Origin of the sequence: Streptomyces sp. Z423-1, assembly GCF_013009255.1 — a bacterium.
In the GTDB taxonomy this organism is placed as follows: Bacteria; Actinomycetota; Actinomycetes; order Streptomycetales; family Streptomycetaceae; genus Streptomyces; species Streptomyces gossypiisoli.
Map to the genome: position 1 here is coordinate 353752 of NZ_CP053109.1, position 15251 is coordinate 369002.

At 68.5% G+C, this 15251-nt stretch carries 13 protein-coding genes and 1 pseudogene; 9 read left to right on the forward strand and 5 right to left on the reverse strand.

Features of this window, described 5'->3' with window-relative positions; genetic code table 11:
• Positions 1 to 36: 36 nt before the first annotated feature.
• A pseudogene (locus tag HJD23_RS01650) lies at positions 37 to 777 on the reverse strand (PP2C family protein-serine/threonine phosphatase); the annotation flags it as partial.
• A 182-nt stretch (positions 778 to 959) separates the two neighbouring features.
• Between HJD23_RS01650 and HJD23_RS01655 the strand changes: the two are divergent.
• A complete protein-coding gene (locus HJD23_RS01655; protein WP_171111377.1) occupies positions 960 to 1856 on the forward strand; it encodes an RNA polymerase sigma-70 factor in 897 nt (298 codons plus the stop codon).
• Between the two features lie 322 nt (positions 1857 to 2178).
• Positions 2179 to 2676 (forward strand): Ohr family peroxiredoxin, encoded by a 498-nt coding sequence (locus HJD23_RS01660; protein WP_171107963.1) that lies wholly within the window; start codon positions 2179 to 2181, stop codon positions 2674 to 2676.
• Between the two features lie 141 nt (positions 2677 to 2817).
• On the opposite strand, the gene HJD23_RS01665 is transcribed toward HJD23_RS01660, so the two are convergent.
• On the reverse strand, positions 2818 to 3198 hold the full coding sequence (locus tag HJD23_RS01665) for a hypothetical protein (RefSeq protein ID WP_240980596.1): 381 nt from the start codon (positions 3196 to 3198) through the stop codon (positions 2818 to 2820).
• Between the two features lie 326 nt (positions 3199 to 3524).
• Here HJD23_RS01665 and HJD23_RS01670 point away from each other — a divergent pair, with 326 nt between their 5' ends.
• From HJD23_RS01670 to HJD23_RS01690, 5 genes are all read left to right on the forward strand, one after another.
• Entirely contained in the window at positions 3525 to 3962 is a 438-nt protein-coding gene (locus HJD23_RS01670) for an OsmC family protein (RefSeq protein WP_240980597.1), read from the forward strand.
• Positions 3963 to 4060: 98 nt separating this feature from the next.
• Positions 4061 to 5284, forward strand: coding sequence for an FAD-dependent oxidoreductase (locus HJD23_RS01675; protein WP_240980598.1), 1224 nt, complete (start codon positions 4061 to 4063; stop codon positions 5282 to 5284).
• 225 nt (positions 5285 to 5509) lie between these two features.
• Positions 5510 to 6256, forward strand: coding sequence for an SDR family oxidoreductase (locus HJD23_RS01680; protein WP_171107968.1), 747 nt, complete (start codon positions 5510 to 5512; stop codon positions 6254 to 6256).
• 76 nt (positions 6257 to 6332) lie between these two features.
• The gene (locus HJD23_RS01685; protein ID WP_171107969.1) at positions 6333 to 6926 is read left to right on the forward strand and encodes a YceI family protein; all 594 of its coding nucleotides are present in this window, start codon (positions 6333 to 6335) and stop codon (positions 6924 to 6926) included.
• Positions 6923 to 7093, forward strand: coding sequence for a hypothetical protein (locus HJD23_RS01690; protein WP_171107970.1), 171 nt, complete (start codon positions 6923 to 6925; stop codon positions 7091 to 7093). The genes HJD23_RS01685 and HJD23_RS01690 overlap by 4 nt, the downstream gene beginning before the upstream one ends.
• Before the next feature lie 12 nt (positions 7094 to 7105).
• Here HJD23_RS01690 and HJD23_RS01695 read toward each other — a convergent pair whose 3' ends face one another.
• The gene (locus HJD23_RS01695) at positions 7106 to 7819 is read right to left on the reverse strand and encodes a sigma-70 family RNA polymerase sigma factor (RefSeq protein WP_240980599.1); all 714 of its coding nucleotides are present in this window, start codon (positions 7817 to 7819) and stop codon (positions 7106 to 7108) included.
• Positions 7820 to 8087: 268 nt separating this feature from the next.
• On the opposite strand from HJD23_RS01695, the gene HJD23_RS01700 reads away from it, so the two are divergent.
• Both HJD23_RS01700 and HJD23_RS01705 read left to right on the forward strand, forming a co-directional pair.
• On the forward strand, positions 8088 to 10856 hold the full coding sequence (locus tag HJD23_RS01700) for a LuxR family transcriptional regulator (RefSeq protein ID WP_171107971.1): 2769 nt from the start codon (positions 8088 to 8090) through the stop codon (positions 10854 to 10856).
• Positions 10857 to 10911: 55 nt separating this feature from the next.
• Positions 10912 to 11451: a GNAT family N-acetyltransferase gene (locus tag HJD23_RS01705; protein ID WP_171107972.1), complete on the forward strand. Its 540-nt coding sequence runs from the start codon at positions 10912 to 10914 to the stop codon at positions 11449 to 11451.
• Positions 11452 to 11466: 15 nt separating this feature from the next.
• On the opposite strand, the gene HJD23_RS01710 is transcribed toward HJD23_RS01705, so the two are convergent.
• Positions 11467 to 12341 (reverse strand): IS5 family transposase gene (locus tag HJD23_RS01710; RefSeq protein ID WP_206352690.1). Its coding sequence is split into 2 segments (ribosomal slippage): positions 11467 to 12089 and positions 12089 to 12341, totalling 876 coding nucleotides; the frame shifts between segments, so codons are not numbered across the junction.
• Positions 12342 to 12385: 44 nt separating this feature from the next.
• Complete coding sequence (locus HJD23_RS01715; RefSeq protein WP_171107973.1) at positions 12386 to 15151, reverse strand: helix-turn-helix transcriptional regulator; 2766 nt, start codon at positions 15149 to 15151, stop codon at positions 12386 to 12388.
• Positions 15152 to 15251 lie beyond the last annotated feature (100 nt).

A 15251-nucleotide genomic window follows, 5' to 3' on the forward strand; every position in this document is an offset into this window, starting at 1 on the left:
TGTGTCCCGCCGGAGGGCAGCGCCGTGCCCGCCCGGTCAGCTCTGTGCGTTCCATCCCAGGTGCAGAACAGCGACGTCGTCCGCCAGGCCGCCGTAGGGAGCCGCCTTCGACGCGGCACCATGGACCAACGCGTCGATGAACTCCTGCCCCGGCATGTGTGCGTGCCGTATCGCCAGCCGCAGCAGTCCGTCCTCGCCGAGGCGTGCGGACGGCGCGGTTCTCCCCTCGAACAGTCCATCGGTGAAGAGGACCACACCATCGCACGGGGAAAGCGGAATTACCGTTTCCGCCCAGTCTTCGCATCCCGGAAAAAGCCCCAGCGCAATACCGGCCTGCGGCTCGACCCAATGGACTTTCCCCCGCCTTCGCAGCAGAAGTCCTGGGTGCCCCGCACTGACCGCTCTGACGGACCTGCCTCCCGAAGGGAACACCAACGACACGACTGTGGCGTATGTGTCGTCGTGCGCTCTTTCGTCGACCAGGATCCTCTCAAGGATGCCCAGTTGCTCGAATTGGTTCTTTCCGCAGAGAACGGCCGTCCGCCAGGCCACACGCAAGTGAACCGCGAGAGCGGCTTCTGCAACTCCGTGTCCGGAGACGTCTCCCATGATCACGTGCACGGTCGCGTCCTCTGTCTGCACAATGTCGTAGAAATCACCGCTCAGCAGCGCACGGGGCCGACCGGGTAGGTAACGTGAGGCGGCCACGAAGTCGTCCCCACGCAATGTCGGCGCGGGAAGGAGGCTTCTTTCCAGAGAAGCACTGCCGGCGCTGATCGTTGAAGCTGTATAAGGCATTGGCGCGGTACCCCATCCTCAATTCACTTGTCTCCGCCCCCGGTTCGTAACACCAGACAGGGAACGCGCTGTATCTGTGACATGGCCTCGGCGGCCGTGCCCTACGACCGTGTCCGGACGTGACCGCTTGTAGCATGGTGATCCAGAACTGGAGGACATCTATGCGCGCCGAGGATCCCGCAGACTCACTCGAACAGGCAGCGAGGGATTTCGTGGCGGCGCGTCCCAAACTCTTCGGCATCGCCTATCGCGTACTGGGCAGTGCGGTGGAAGCCGAGGACGTCGTCCAGGAGGCGTGGCTGCGGTGGCAGAACACCAACCGCAGCGACATCCATGATCCGGTGGCTTTCCTGGCCACGGTCGCCACCCGTCTGGCGATCAACTTCTCCCAGTCCGCCAGGGTGCGGCGTGAATCGTACACCGGGACGTGGATTCCCGAGCCGGTCGACACACGTCTGGATCCACAGCTGGGCGCCGAACGGGCTGAGGCACTTGACCTGGCGGTTCTCTTCCTCCTGGAGAAGCTGAATCCCCCGGAGCGGGCCGCTTACATCCTGAGGGAGGCCTTCGACTATCCCTACCGGCAGATTGCGGACATCCTGGAGACCAGCGAAGCCAATACGCGCCAGCTGGTGAGCCGCGCCCGAAAGCGTCTGGCAGCGGAGCGCAAGGCGCCCGTCAGCTCGGCCGCCCACCGGCGCCTGCTGGAGGTCTTCCTCGCCGCGGCGCAGACCGGCGATCTGTCGGCGCTCGAGGAGGTTCTGACGGAGGACGTGGTCAGCTACACGGACGGCGACGGAGTGCGGGGAGCATCCAGGATTCCGGTTGCCGGACGCTTGCGCGTCTCCAGGTACCTTGCCGCCTTCGCCCCACGCTTCTGGCCTCAGACGGACATTCGCTGGGTCGAGGCCAACGGCAGCCCGGCTGTTCTCGTCTCGGCCGGGGAAAACGCGGTGGCCCTGCTGTCCGTCGAAGTGTCGGCCCGCGGCATCGAGCGCATCCTGTGGATGATGAATCCGGTCAAGCTGGCTCGTTTTGTGGCTTCGCTGGACAGCTGAAGCCAGCCCGTCAGCTCCGCGTCCGGGTACCGGAAGACGGGTCCGCGCAGATCGGAACGTCCTTCGGACCGCATGCCGGTCGGCTGTCACAACGAGGGTGACTTGTCTGTCAACTTGCTGTCCGTGAACCCGGGACTTGTCCCGCGACGCAAGGTGCGTAAAACATGGTATTTGACGTGGTTGGTTCGGAGGGCTCTGCCCATGGCCGGGCATCTCTCTTCCCGGGTCGGCGTGACACGCTGACGCCGAGGTACACCAGCCCTCCTCCATCGATGCCGACTCCCAGCCCGGCCGTGTACTGCCGCGCCGACGGAGTCATGCGGTGAGCGACCAGACACCGTTGCCCAATCTGTCGACCGACAAGGACTTCGACGGCGATTCCTTCGCCCCCATCTACACCACGACGGTCACGGTGAGTGGAGGGACAGCAAGTCACGGGCGGGCCTCGGGGAGGGCGCTCTCGGACGACGGAGCCTTGGATCTCGAACTGCGCATGCCGGCGGAACTGGGAGGAGACGGCCGGGGCACGAATCCCGAGCAGTTGTTCGCCGCCGGCTTCGCCGCCTGCTTCCACGGGGCGCTGAGCCTGGTGGCACGGCAGTCCGCACTCGACCCTGCCGCGATCTCCGTGGAGGCAACCGTGGCGTTCGGGCGGGACCCGGATGACGGCGGGTACTTGTTGCGCGTCGATCTGGTGATCAAGTGGCCGGGCGTCGACCCCGCCCTCGCCGCCCCGCTCCTGGAGGCGGCCGATTCGCTGTGTCCCTACGCGAAGATGGCCGGGCAGGGAACGCCGACGACCATCACGCTGGCTTCCTAGCCGGCGGCATCGGCTGCGCTGCTCGGTTGTGTGCGGCCTGCGGGTCGTCTGTGCAGCCGTCGTGTACCGCGAGTGCCGCACACGACGGCCCGTCGTCGAAGTGCCCACCGCCGAGCAGCGCTGTCAACGCCGACGTCGCGTTCACCCAACAGGCAACACGACCGCACCCGGGATGCGCTCAGTCTCGACCCATACCGTTGTGACGCCCTCCTCGGGCACACGGTGAATCGGCACGGATGCATGGCGCAGGATGGCAGTGATCTTCTCGTCGCCGGGCAGCACGAGACCGTAGATCCTTTTCCAGCCACCCCTGACGGCATGGCGGCCGAGATGGCGCAGAAGACGAGCACCGAGCCCGCTGTTCTGCCAGGCGTCCTCCACAAGGAGTAGCGCGTCCGCACTCTGCCTGTCGGGCATCAGGTGTGCCAGCGCGACGATGCCGCTGGAGCCCTGCCGCACAGCGAGATGAATTGACCCGGGGCGGGCGAGCAGCGTACCCAGGTAGGAGCGGGGATCGCCCATCGCCCTGTGATACCGGCTCCACAGCGTATGCACGAAGCACCTGCGATGCATGGCTGCGGCGTGTTCGACATCATCGGGCCCGATTCGGATGACTCGGGTTTCGTCGCGTATGGCTCTCTGTTCCGCAGCCGGGCGCATGAGCGATTCTGCGCGTTCGGTCTGACTTGTTCAGCGGTGATGTCTTGGGCTCGTTCTGTCCATAAGCGCAGGCAGCGGCGCACTGTGTGACAGTTCGTAGCCACGGAGGCGACGCGCTGTCCGATCTTGTCCGGATAAACGTGTCACATGAGTGAGAGCCCTGCTGTCTCAGCAGTGAAGGGCCGCTCATGAAGGCACGTGTCGTGTCCGTCGCGGATGGCTCGCTCTCGCCCGCTCCATCGCGGTCGGCCCTCAAACGCTCACCGCGGACGAACCCCGTCCGATCAGCACGGATTCGGGGCCCACACCCGGAGACCACACCCGGAGACCTGCTTCTGGCCGCGCTCGGATCGTGTACATCCGTGGCCGTCCGGGCCCATGCGAACCGGTGCGGCTGGCCGCTCGACGAGGTCGTTGTGACTGCGCGCTTCGATCGTCAGGAAAGATCGTCGAGGACATTCGTTTGGCGGGGGATCCGAGCCCGCCCGCGTCAAGGAGTTGCTGGCACTGCCCGGTGCATTCTCCTGACCAGGGAGGCCTCGATCGTGACCGTGCCCACTGTTCTGAGCGGGCTCTCCGTGGCCCGCAGCCGGACAGTGACACGAGCCGGGGTGGGCGACCAGTAGGCCTCGCAGGGGTTGTCACAGGATGGGGAGCTGCACGGTCACATGGGTGACTCTCCTTCCATGACTCGCAGCATGCGACCTTTGAGATGAGGCACCCTGTGAACACTTTCGTGATCGTCGGTGGCGGCCTGGCCGCGGGCAAGGCGGCGGAGGCACTGCGGAAGCACGGCCATGACGGCCCGCTCGTCATCATCGGTGACGAGCGCGAGAAGCCGTACATTCGGCCACCGCTCTCCAAGGGGTACCTGCTGGGGAAGGAGGCCCGTGATTCGATCTTCGTGCATCCTGACGGCTGGTATCGGGAGCACGACGTCGATCTGCTGCTGAACAGGCGCGCACGCTTGATCGATCGGCAGGCGCGGACGGTGGAACTGGACGACGGCCGGCAGGTTCTTTTCACCAAGTTGCTACTCGCCACGGGCTCGTCTCCGCGCCGTCTGTCCGTCCCGGGAGCCGACCTCGACAACGTTCTGTATCTGCGTCGTGTGCAAGACAGTGAACGGCTCAAGTCCGCGTTCACAGCCGGAGCGGAGATCGTCGTGATCGGTGCCGGCTGGATCGGTCTCGAGACCGCCGCAGCCGCTCGGACGGCCGGCGCCGAGGTGACGGTGCTCGAACACTCGGAGCTTCCCCTGCTCAAGGTGCTCGGGCGCGAGGCGGCCGAGGTGTTCGCCGCGCTGCACGCCGATCACGGCGTCACGCTGCTGCCCAACGTGGAGGTCGAGTCCCTCACCGGAACGGACGGCCGTGTGGACGGGGTGCGACTCGCCGACGGCAGACACCTGACCGCGGACGCCGTGGTCGTAGGCGTCGGCATCACCCCCAATGTCCAACTCGCCCAGGAGGCCGGCCTCGACGTGCGGAACGGCATCGTCACCGACGAGCACCTGCGGACCTCAGTGGCCGACATCTACGCCGCGGGCGACGTCGCCAACGCTCTTCACCCGCTGCTCGGCCGCCACCTCCGGGTCGAACACTGGGCCAATGCCCTGCATCAGCCGGACGTAGCGGCCCTCAGCATGCTCGGAAAGGACGCCGTCTACGACAGGCTTCCGTACTTCTACACGGATCAGTACGACCTCGGCATGGAGTACACGGGTTACGTGGAGCCCGGCGGCTACGACCGCGTCGTCTTCCGCGGTGAGCCGTCCGAACGACGCTTCATCGCGTTCTGGATGGCGGGCAACCGTGTGCTGGCAGGGATGAGTGTCAACGTGTGGGACGTCATGGATCCGATCCGGTCACTCATCGCCTCCAGAGCGGAGATCGACGACGTGTTCCTCTCCGACCCGGACGTCCCCCTGGACCACATCCTGCCGTGACCCTGCTGCGCATAGTGTCACCGACACAACGTGTCACAGATCCGCACGAGAGCATTCCGGCTGCCCCGGACGAGATTTCCGCTCTGATGGAAGAGGTCTCGACCGAAGGGAAACTAGCCGAATAGGCACAACATTCCGCGAACCACCTGTCACAAGGAGGGCCGCTGCCCGGTCTTTTCTCGTGCAGGCCGAAGTCTCCCAGGAAATCCCCGAGAGGAATCCGTTATGAAGGTCGTAGTGATCGGTGGCACCGGGCTCATCGGCTCGAAGCTGGTCGGCAAGCTGGGCGAGCACGGGCACGAGGCGGTCGCGGCCGCGCCCAACACCGGCGTCAACACGCTCACGGGCGAGGGGCTGGCCGATGTTCTGGAGGACGCATCGGTCGTGGTCGACGTGTCGAACTCACCCTCGTTCGAGGACGAGGCGGTCATGGAGTTCTTCCGCACCTCCACGACCAACCTCCTCAAGGCGGAGGCCGAGGCCGGCGTCCAGCACCATGTGGCGCTGTCGGTGGTCGGTACCGACCGCCTCCAGGGGAGCGGGTACTTCCGCGCCAAGCAGGCCCAGGAAGATCTGATCAAGGCCTCCGGGATCCCGTACTCCATCGTCCATGCCACCCAGTTCTTCGAGTTCGCGAAGGGCCTCGCCGACGGGGTCACCGACGGCGACACCGTGCGTCTGCCCGCCGGGAAGATCCAGCCCATCGTCTCCGACGACGTGGCCGCGGCCGTCGGCCGTACCGCGGTCGGTTCCCCGGTCAACGGTGTGGTGGAGGTCGCGGGCCCTGAGGCCTTCGAGCTCGAGGACTTCATCCGCATGGGACTCGCCGCCAAGAACGATCCCCGCAAGATCGTCACTGACCCGAAGGCGACGTACTGGGGTGCCGAGCTGCAGGAGACCACGCTCCTGCCGGGGCCGGGCGCGCACATCGCCGGGACCAAGTTCGCCGACTGGCTCGCGCAGCAGAAGTAATTCCACCGCGGGTGGCCCCTGCCTCCGCGGACGGGGGCCACCGCTTTTCGCCCGTGTCCTGAATTTAAGGCTCACCATGGTCAATACCAACGAAATCGCGATTCCCCACACCACCCCCTATGAAGAACTGACCGGCTTCTACACCATCAACCCCGCCCACAGCGCAATAGGTTTCTCCGTCCGGCACGTCATGATCGCCAACGTGCGCGGGAGATTCACCGCCTTCGAGGGACTCCTCAAGCTCGACGGGGCCCGCCCCACCCGGTCCGAGGCCTACTTCAGTGTCCAGACCAGCAGTCTGGAGACGGGTGTCCCGGAGCGGGACGCCCATGTCACCGGCCCGGACTTCCTCGACTCGGCAACGTTCCCTCTCATGAGCTTCCGTTCCTCCGGAGTCCTCGATGCCGGAGACGACCGGTTCCGCTTGGCGGGGTACCTCCGGATCAAGGACGTCGAACTGCCCCTCCACATCGATCTCGAGTTCGGCGGAGCTGGCCGGGACGCCCAAGGACGCAACCGTGTCGGCTTCGAGGGCACGGCCACCCTGCGGCGTTCGGACTGGGGCCTCGACGGCAACACGGCCCTCGCCTCGGGCGGGGCCCTGATCAGCGACAAGGTGAACCTGATCCTCGACATCTCCGCTGTGCAGGTGGAGAGGGACACACGATGACTCCAACGACCGAGAACCGCGTCGACGTCATGGCCACAGTCGTCTCACTGGCCGCGGAGGCCAACGCGCTGCGGGCCCGGATCGGCGAGCTCCACCAGGAACTCGTAAGCCTCGACGAGCGGATGACGGCCATCTCCGCCGCGCTGCGCGAGCTGACTGCCGGTTGAGGCCTGCTCCTGTCACGCCGTCTGACCACAGAACATCGGTTGGCAGATCGGCTGATGATCCGCGTCCGCGGACAGGACCCTCTCCAGGTGCGCGACATCACCGGTCCGGGCTGCCGCGAAGAACGCCTGGACGAGCCGCCGATGCGCTGCGGAGTCCACAGGTTGCCTGCGCCGGTTACTGCCAAGACGCTCCTGGGCCCGCGCAACCTGCTGCCTCGTGTTGACCACACTGAGGCCCAGGATCTCGGCGATCCGGCTGTACGGGTATCCGAACCCCTCCCGTAGGACGTACGCCGCGCGCTGCCTGGGCGTCAGGGTCTCCATCAGAAGGAACACCGCTCGCTCGAAGGCGTCCTGCTGTTCGGCCGCCGCCTCTGGCGTCGCGCCAGTGTCCACCGATTCCGGGAGCCAGGGACTTGCGGAGAACTCTCGGCGCCGCCAGGCGGACTGGACGACGTTGATGGCCAGCCGGATGGTCGTCCTCCTGAGCAGCGCCGACGGGTTCGAGACCACCGTGCGATCGGTGCCCTGCCACCGCAGCCACGCCTCCTGGACGACGTCCTCCGCCTCGGTCGGGTTACCGACGATGCGGCTGGCGATCTTGAGCAGTCCAGGGCTGACACGGACGAACACCGACGCCGCGTCTTCCAGGTCACCGTCCGTCGGGTGGGCCGTCGTCCCCGCCATCTCCCAGCCCTGCCCGGCCTGGCCCAGATGTGTCTCCACGACCTGCTCCTTTGCTCCGTGGGTCGGCGGCTCGACGGCTGCCGACAACCAACGTCGCGCCCAGGGACACCCGATCGCGCCCTTGGAAAGCCGTAGGCGGCTCCGTGGTGGTGCCGTGGTGGATCCCATGGCCAAGCCTCCGGGGTCGGCCGCCTCTGCCCGCGTTACGGCCCTACGGTCGATCCGGTTCGCCTTGATCGACCTACGGCCGCGGTGATCCGGGGACGGATTACGATGCGGGTCGGAGTATCCGAACAGGGGGGCTGCCATGGCGGGGAGCGGTGCAGGGACCGGACTCCTCGGCCGGCACAACGAGTGCCAGGTGCTCGACGACCTCGTGGCCGGCGCCAGAGCGGGGCGCAGCGGGGCCCTGGTCCTGCGCGGTGAGGCAGGGATCGGGAAGACCGAGCTGCTGAAGTACCTGCTCGAGCGCGCCACCGAATGCCGCACCGTCCGGGTCGCCGGCGTCCAGTCCGAGATGGAGCTCTCCTACGCCGGCCTGCACCAGCTCTGCGCTCCCCTGCTGGCCGGCCTCGACAGTCTTCCGGAGCCGCAGCGCGACGCCATGCGCACGGCGTTCGGGCTGCGCAGCGGCGATGCGCCCGACCGGTTCCTGGTGGGCCTGGCCACACTGAGCCTCCTCGCGGACGCCGGAGGGAACCAGCCGCTGATCTGCCTGATCGACGACGCGCAGTGGATGGATCGCGTCTCGGCACAGACCCTCGAGTTCGTCGCCCGCCGGCTGCTCGCGGAATCGGTCGTGCTCGTCTTCGCCATCCGCGAGCCCAGCCCGGGCGAGACACTGGACAGCCTCACCGAGCTGCGCGTCACGGGGCTCACCGAGCACGACGCCCGGACACTCCTCGACTCGGTCGTCACCGGGCCGCTGGACCAGCGGGTGCGCGATCGCATAGTCGCCGAGTCGCGCGGCAACCCGCTGGCCCTGGTGGAGCTGCCTCGCGGGCTGACCGCGGCGGAGATGGCCGGCGGCTTCGGGCATCCGGACGTACGACCGCTGTCGAGCCAGATCGAGCATGCTTTTCTCCGTCGCGTTCAGTCGCTTCCGGCCGAGACGCAACGCCTGCTGTTCACCGCGGCCGCCGAGCCGGTCGGTGACGTGACGCTGCTCAGACGTGCGGCCGAGCGGCTGGGGATCGACATCGACGCCGCCGCGTCGCACGCCGAAGCGACGGAACTGATCACTCTCGGCACCCGGGTGCGCTTCCGGCATCCGCTGGTGCGCTCGGCGGCCTATCGCGCCGCAGGCCCGAACGACCGGCGCAAGGTACACAAGGCACTGGCCGACGCGACCGACGCTCGGCTCGATCCCGATCGCCGGGCCTGGCATCTGGCACGCGCGACCTTGGACCATGACGAAACGATCGCTGCCGAGCTGGAGCGCTCGGCCGACCGGGCGCAGGCGCGCGGCGGCATCGCGGCGGCGGCGGCGTTCCTCGAGCGGGCTGCCGAGCTGACCCCCGATCCCGTACGACGTGCGCAGCGCGCAGTGGATGCCGCACAGGCGAAGCTCCACGCCGGTGCGTTCGAGAGGGCGGCTGCCCTCCTCGCCGCGGCGGAGGCCGGCCCCCTCGACGAGCTCGGGCGCGCGCGGATCGACGTGCTGCGTGCCCGGATCGCGTTCGCCCAGGGCCACGGCAGTGCCGCTCCTCCGCTCCTGCTCGCCGCCGCTCGCCGGCTCGAGCAACTCGACGTTGCGCTCGCTCGTGACACGTACTTGGAAGCGGTCTCGGCGGTGATCTTCGCCGGCCGCCTGGCGCGCAGCCCAGGGTGGCGGGAAGTGGGCGAGGCGGCGCGCGGGGCGCCGCCGTCGCAGTTGCTGCGCGCGCCCGACATGCTGCTGGATGCCCTGGCCGTGCGTCTCACCGACGGCCACGCCGTATCGGCGCCGATGATCGAGCGAGTCCTCCGGGCGTTCTGTGACGAGGACGTCTCCGTCCAGGATTCACTGCGTTGGCTCTTGCTCGCCGGGATCATCGCGGCGGGCCTGTGGGACCAGGAGCGCTGGCACACAGTCGCAGCCCGTCATGTGGCGATCGCCCGTGAGGCCGGTGCGCTCAGCGAGCTGCCCCTTGCGCTCGACTCGTCCGCCGTCGTGCACGTCTTCGCCGGCGAGCTGGCGGCAGCGGCGTCGCTGATCGAGGAGGTGAGAACGGTGAGTGCGGCGATCGGGAGCATCCAGCCGCCCTTCGGGGCGCTGGCATTGGCTGCCTTCAGTGGTCGCGAGCGAGAGGCACGCATGCTGATCGAAGCCACGATCAGCGAGTCCGTGCCGCGTGGCCAGGGGCTCGGAGCCACCGTCGCCCACTACTACCACGCGGTGCTCTGCAACAGCCTCGCCCAGTACGAGGACGCTGTGGCCGCGGCCCAGGCGGCAGCCGCCCACCAAAAGGAGTTCGGCGCGCCGCAATGGGGCTTGGCCGAGCTGGTCGAGGCGGCCGTACGCAGCGGCGCGCCCGAGCTGGCACCCGACGCGATCGAGCAGCTCTCGGAGGCGACGCGAGCCAGCGGCACCGACTGGGCGCTCGGTGTGGAGGCGCGCTCGCGTGCTCTGCTCAGCGAGGGCGACGCCGCGGAGCGGCTCTACCGTGAGGCGATCGAGCGGCTCGGCCGGACCCGTGTCCGCGTGGAGCTGGCCCGCGCACACCTGCTGTACGGCGAATGGCTGCGCCGCGAGAACCGCCGCGTCGACGCCCGTGCCCAACTGGGCGTCGCGCACGAGATGTTCAGCCAGATCGGGGCCGAGGCGTTCGCCGAACGCGCGGAGCGCGAGCTGCAGGCCACGGGGGCGACGATTCGGAGACGGACCGTCACGACCCGCACGGACCTCACTTCCCAGGAAGCGCAGATCGCCCGCCTCGCCGGCGAAGGGCTCACCAACCCCGAGATCGGCGCCCGGTTGTTCCTCAGCCCCCACACCGTCGAGTGGCACCTCCGCAAGGTGTTCTCGAAGCTCGGCATCTCCTCCCGCAAGGAGATCCGCGCGATGCAGCTCGACGGCGAGGAGACATCGGCCTAGGGTCTGTTGCGAAAGTCGCTGGTCACGGGCCTTCGGGCTGTGTTTCCATGCCGCAGTGAAGAGCGAGAGCGTGTCCGGCGCGGACGTACCCCCGAGTGCCCGACAGCGGAATGATCGCGACCTCGGTGAGTGTGTGCGGGTGCTGGCAGAGGTCCATGAGCACGACGGCTATCCGGTGAACTGGCCCGACCTCCCGGGGGCATGGCTCACGCCGCCCTCGCTCATTGCCTCGTGGGTGGCGGAACTGGACGGCCGCATTGCCGGCCACATTGGCCTGTCCCGGAGCGACGTGGGAGACGCGGCACCTGGGCTGTGGAGCGCTCGTGCAGGGGTGAGTATCGACGCGACCGCCGTGGTCAACCGGCTGTTCGTCGCCCCGTGGGCTCGCGGCCACGGGATCGGTGCGCTGCTGATGGCGCGGGCTGTCACAGAAGCACAGGATCGCGGCATGCATCCGGTGCTCGACGTGGTGGCTTCCGACACTGCGGCGGCAGCTTTGTACGAGAGGCTCGGCTGGCAGTTGCTGGCCACAGTCGAACAGCAGTGGAGCCCGGAGCAGAAGGTGGCCGTCCGGTGTTATGCAGCGGCAATCTGACGGTGGTCCCCCTGGTCACAGCCACTCGTTGAGCACTGCGACCAGCACGGTCGCCTCGTAGCGGACGGCGAGCTTGTCGTACCGCGTGGCTACGGCCCGGTGGCGCTTGAGGCGGTTGATACCGCACTCGACCGCGTGGCGCTCGCGGTAGTCGGTCTTGTCGAACTTCGGCGGCCGACCGCCGCGAGCGCCGAGCTTCTGCCGGTTGCGAACGCGGTCCGCAGGGACTGGGATCGTCGCCTTGATACCGCGTCGGCGCAGGTAGGAGCGGTTCCTGCGAGAGTCGTACCCCTTGTCCGCCCGCACACGGTCCGGTCGAATGCGCGGCCGCCCCAGACCCAGCCTCGGCACCCGAATCGCTTCCAGAACTCTTTCGAACTGCGGGGAATCACCCCACTGACCGGGCGTGATCACCACCGACAGCGGCTTCTGCCCCTGCTCGACCGCCAGGTGGATCTTGCTGGTCAGCCCGCCTCGGGACCGACCGAGCACGTGGTCGTCCGGCTCGACGAAGACCCCGCCGGACGGCTCCTTCTGGAGATCCCCCCTTTTCGCCGCCCCGGCGGCATGCTGATGAGCCCGGCAAACCGTCGAGTCGACGTTCACGTCCCAGGTGATCAGGCCCTTCGCGTCCGCTCGGCCTGGAGCTGGGTGACGATCCGGGCCCAGGTGCCGTCCCGCTGCCAGCGCCGGAACAGGTCGTAGACCCGGTCCCACGGGCCGTACCTTTCGGGCACGTCCCACCACGGGGCGCCGGCCCGGGTCCGCCACCGTATGCCGTCTATCAGCTGCCGCCGCGTCCACACTGGCGGGCGGCCCGGCTTGATGCCCCTCGGCAGCAACTGCTCCAGCCGGGCCCACTGGCCGTTCGTCAGGTCCCCACGTCTCACGGAACGTGATCATTCACGACCAAGATCCACTTTCGCAACAGACCCTAGGCCGGGGCTGTGGTGGATGCTCGGCCGGACAGTGCGCCGCGGAGCTGTCTGCGGGACGTGATGCCGAGTTTGGCGAACACTTTCCGCAGGTGCCACTCGACGGTGTGAGCGCTGATGAACAGTTGCGCGCCGATCTGCCGGTTCGTCAGTCCGTCGCGGGCCAGGCGGGCGATCTGTGCCTCCTGCGCGGTGAGGGCCGTCGGGGTGGTCGTCGTGCGTTTGGCCACCGTTTCGCCGGTGGCCCGCAGCTCTCGGCTCGCGCGCTCGGTGAACACACCCGCGCCGAACCCGGTGAACATCTCGTGGGCGGTCCGTAGCTGGTCGCGCGCGTCGACGCGGCGGCTCTCGCGGCGCAGCCATTCGCCGTACAGCAGGTGTGCGCGGGCGAGTTCAAGGCGGATGCGCGTGCGGCCGAGCCGCTCGATCGCCTCACGGTAGAGCCGCTCCGCGGCGTCGCCCTCGCTGAGCAGAGCACGCGAGCGCGCCTGGACACCGAGCGCCCAGTCCGTGCCGGCGGCGTCTGTCATCTCGACCAGCCGGGCCAGGGCGGCAACGGCCGCGTCGTGATCGCCGCTGCGCACCCCCGCCTCCACCGACTCGGCGAGGTACCAACCGAAGCAACCCAGGTCCTCGTATGCGCACGCCTGTTGGGCATGGCCGAGGGCGACGTCGTACCGGCCCAGGCCGTTGTGCAGCAGGGCGGTGAAGTAGTGGGCCATTCCCAGGGTCCGTCCGTCTCCCTTGGCCGTCGCGTTCCGGATACCGGCGTCGATCGACTTCATCGCCTGATGTTCGTCGTCCCGCCAGGCCACGACCATGAGTGAGATGCAACCTTGTGGGGCGTTGCCCGTCGCCCTGGTGATCGCGTCCGCTTCGTCGATCAGGGCCGAGGCGGTGGCGAACTCGCCGGCCAGCACATGTACGGCCGCCCGATGGGCAAGCGCCATGGGAAGGACGGCGAGCGCGCCGGCATTACGGGCCAGTCGGACCGCACGGCCGGCCAGCTCGTGCCACGCCTCGTCGTCCCACAACTCCGGTGCGACGAGTTCAGGTGCCACCGGGCACGCCAGCCAGAGCCGGCGCGTGACGTCGTTCTGATCGCCCCAATCGTCGTTATGGAATACCCGGACAGCCCTCTGGAGCGGTTCCACACTCGCTGCGTAGCCCTCCGTGAAGCGGGCCGACACCCCGTCCAGCAGGAGGTCCGTCTGCCCCGGCAGGCCGGGGCCGCGAGGCGCGTTGCGGGCGGCCTCGGCGGCGTCCCGAACTGTCAGTCCGTCGGCGAGCCGGCCCGCGAAGATCGCCGCAGCGAGCGCCTCGAGACAGGCCTCGCGTGCGAGTGCCGCGTCATGGGGTTCGAGCTGTTTGGCCGCCTCGATGAAGAGGGGCGTGGCCGCACCGCTGCAGCCGCGGGCGAAGACGACATGTGCGTGCAGCCGCGCCAGCCGGGCGCGTTCCAGCTCGTCGAGCGGCCCCAACTCCGCGACCTTCGCCAGCCGATACGCCGCCTCGGGCGCCGCCGCTTCGAACTTCGCCTGGGCGGCCGCCAGCGCTCGTGTGCCACGGAGAGCGGGGTCGGGCGTCAGCTCCATCGCCCGCTCGAGGAAGGCTGCCGCCGCCGCGACGCCGCCCCGTCCCCGCGCCCGGTCCGCCGAGCGCACCAACTCGACGGCCACCGCCTCATCGGGGACCACCGTCGCATGGGCGCGATGCCACGCTCGGCGATCAGGGCCCGCGTCCGCGTCAGTGACCTCGGCCAGCGCGCGGTGAACCTCTTTCCGGTCGGACAAGGCCGCCGCGCGGTAGGTCGCCGAGCGCACCAGCGGATGGCGGAAACGCACGCGCGTGCCCAGCTCCAGTAGTCCCGCGGCCAGGGCCGGGGCCGCCGCGTCCATTCCGATCCCTAGTCTCTCCGCCGCGCGTCGCAGCAAGGTGACGTCCCCCACCGGCTCGGCGGCGGCGATCAGCAACAGCCGCTGCGTCGCCGGTGGAAGTGACTGGACCCGGGTGAGGAAGCTCTGCTCGATCCGGCTCGCCACCGGCTGCGCCTCCGGCCGGGCGAACCCGCCTGCCAGATCGACGACCGTCCACCCGCGCGGCAGCTCCAGGAGGGCGAGCGGGTTGCCTCGTGCTTCGCCGAGAATCCTGCTCCGGATGCGCTCGTCGATCCGCCCAGGGGCCACCGAGTCCAACAGCGAACGAGCGTCGGGCTCGTTCAAGCCGCGCACACTCAGTTCGGGCAGCCCTTCGAACACGGGCTCCTCGTCCTCCGACGCCCGCACCGCGAAGACAAAGCCGACCGACTCCGCTACGAGGCGTCGCGCCACAAAGCCGAGAACCTGTGCCGACGCGCGATCGAGCCACTGCGCATCATCGACCAGGCAGATCAACGGCCGCTCCTCGGCCACGACGGCCAACTGGCTGAGGACCGCCAGGCCGATCAGGAACCTGTTCGGCGCTGCGCCTTTGGAAAGACCGAAGGCGATGCCGAGTGCGTCGCGTTGTGGGTCGGGCAAGTGATCGATGTCCTCGATCAGGGGTCCGCAGAGCTGGTGCAGCCCGGCGAACGGCAGCTCCATCTCGGTCTCGGTGCCGCCGGCTCGCGCTACCCGGCAGTCGACCGCGCTCTCCGCGAGATGGTCCAGCAGAGCGGTCTTGCCGATGCCCGCCTCGCCACGCAGTACGAGCGCGGCGCTCTGGCCGGCTCGTACACTCGCCGCGAGCTGATCAAGCGCACGACACTCCTTGCTCCGGCCAAGCACCCGTACACCACCATCTCCCCGACCCAGGCGCCACCTCCGTCGATCGTACGTCTCTCAACGATTGCGCGCCTCTCCATATGCCGACCTGGGGTCCAGGGAC

Bases quoted from the DNA above. Each gene is read 5' to 3' on its own strand.
- HJD23_RS01655 (WP_171111377.1), top strand. From the start codon at position 960: ATGCGCGCCGAGGATCCCGCAGACTCACTCGAACAGGCAGCGAGGGAT.
- HJD23_RS01665 (WP_240980596.1), bottom strand. From the start codon at position 3,198: ATGGGCGATCCCCGCTCCTACCTGGGTACGCTGCTCGCCCGCCCCGGG.
- HJD23_RS01670 (WP_240980597.1), top strand. From the start codon at position 3,525: ATGAAGGCACGTGTCGTGTCCGTCGCGGATGGCTCGCTCTCGCCCGCT.
- HJD23_RS01680 (WP_171107968.1), top strand. From the start codon at position 5,510: ATGAAGGTCGTAGTGATCGGTGGCACCGGGCTCATCGGCTCGAAGCTG.
- HJD23_RS01685 (WP_171107969.1), top strand. From the start codon at position 6,333: ATGGTCAATACCAACGAAATCGCGATTCCCCACACCACCCCCTATGAA.
- HJD23_RS01690 (WP_171107970.1), top strand. From the start codon at position 6,923: ATGACTCCAACGACCGAGAACCGCGTCGACGTCATGGCCACAGTCGTC.
- HJD23_RS01700 (WP_171107971.1), top strand. From the start codon at position 8,088: ATGGCGGGGAGCGGTGCAGGGACCGGACTCCTCGGCCGGCACAACGAG.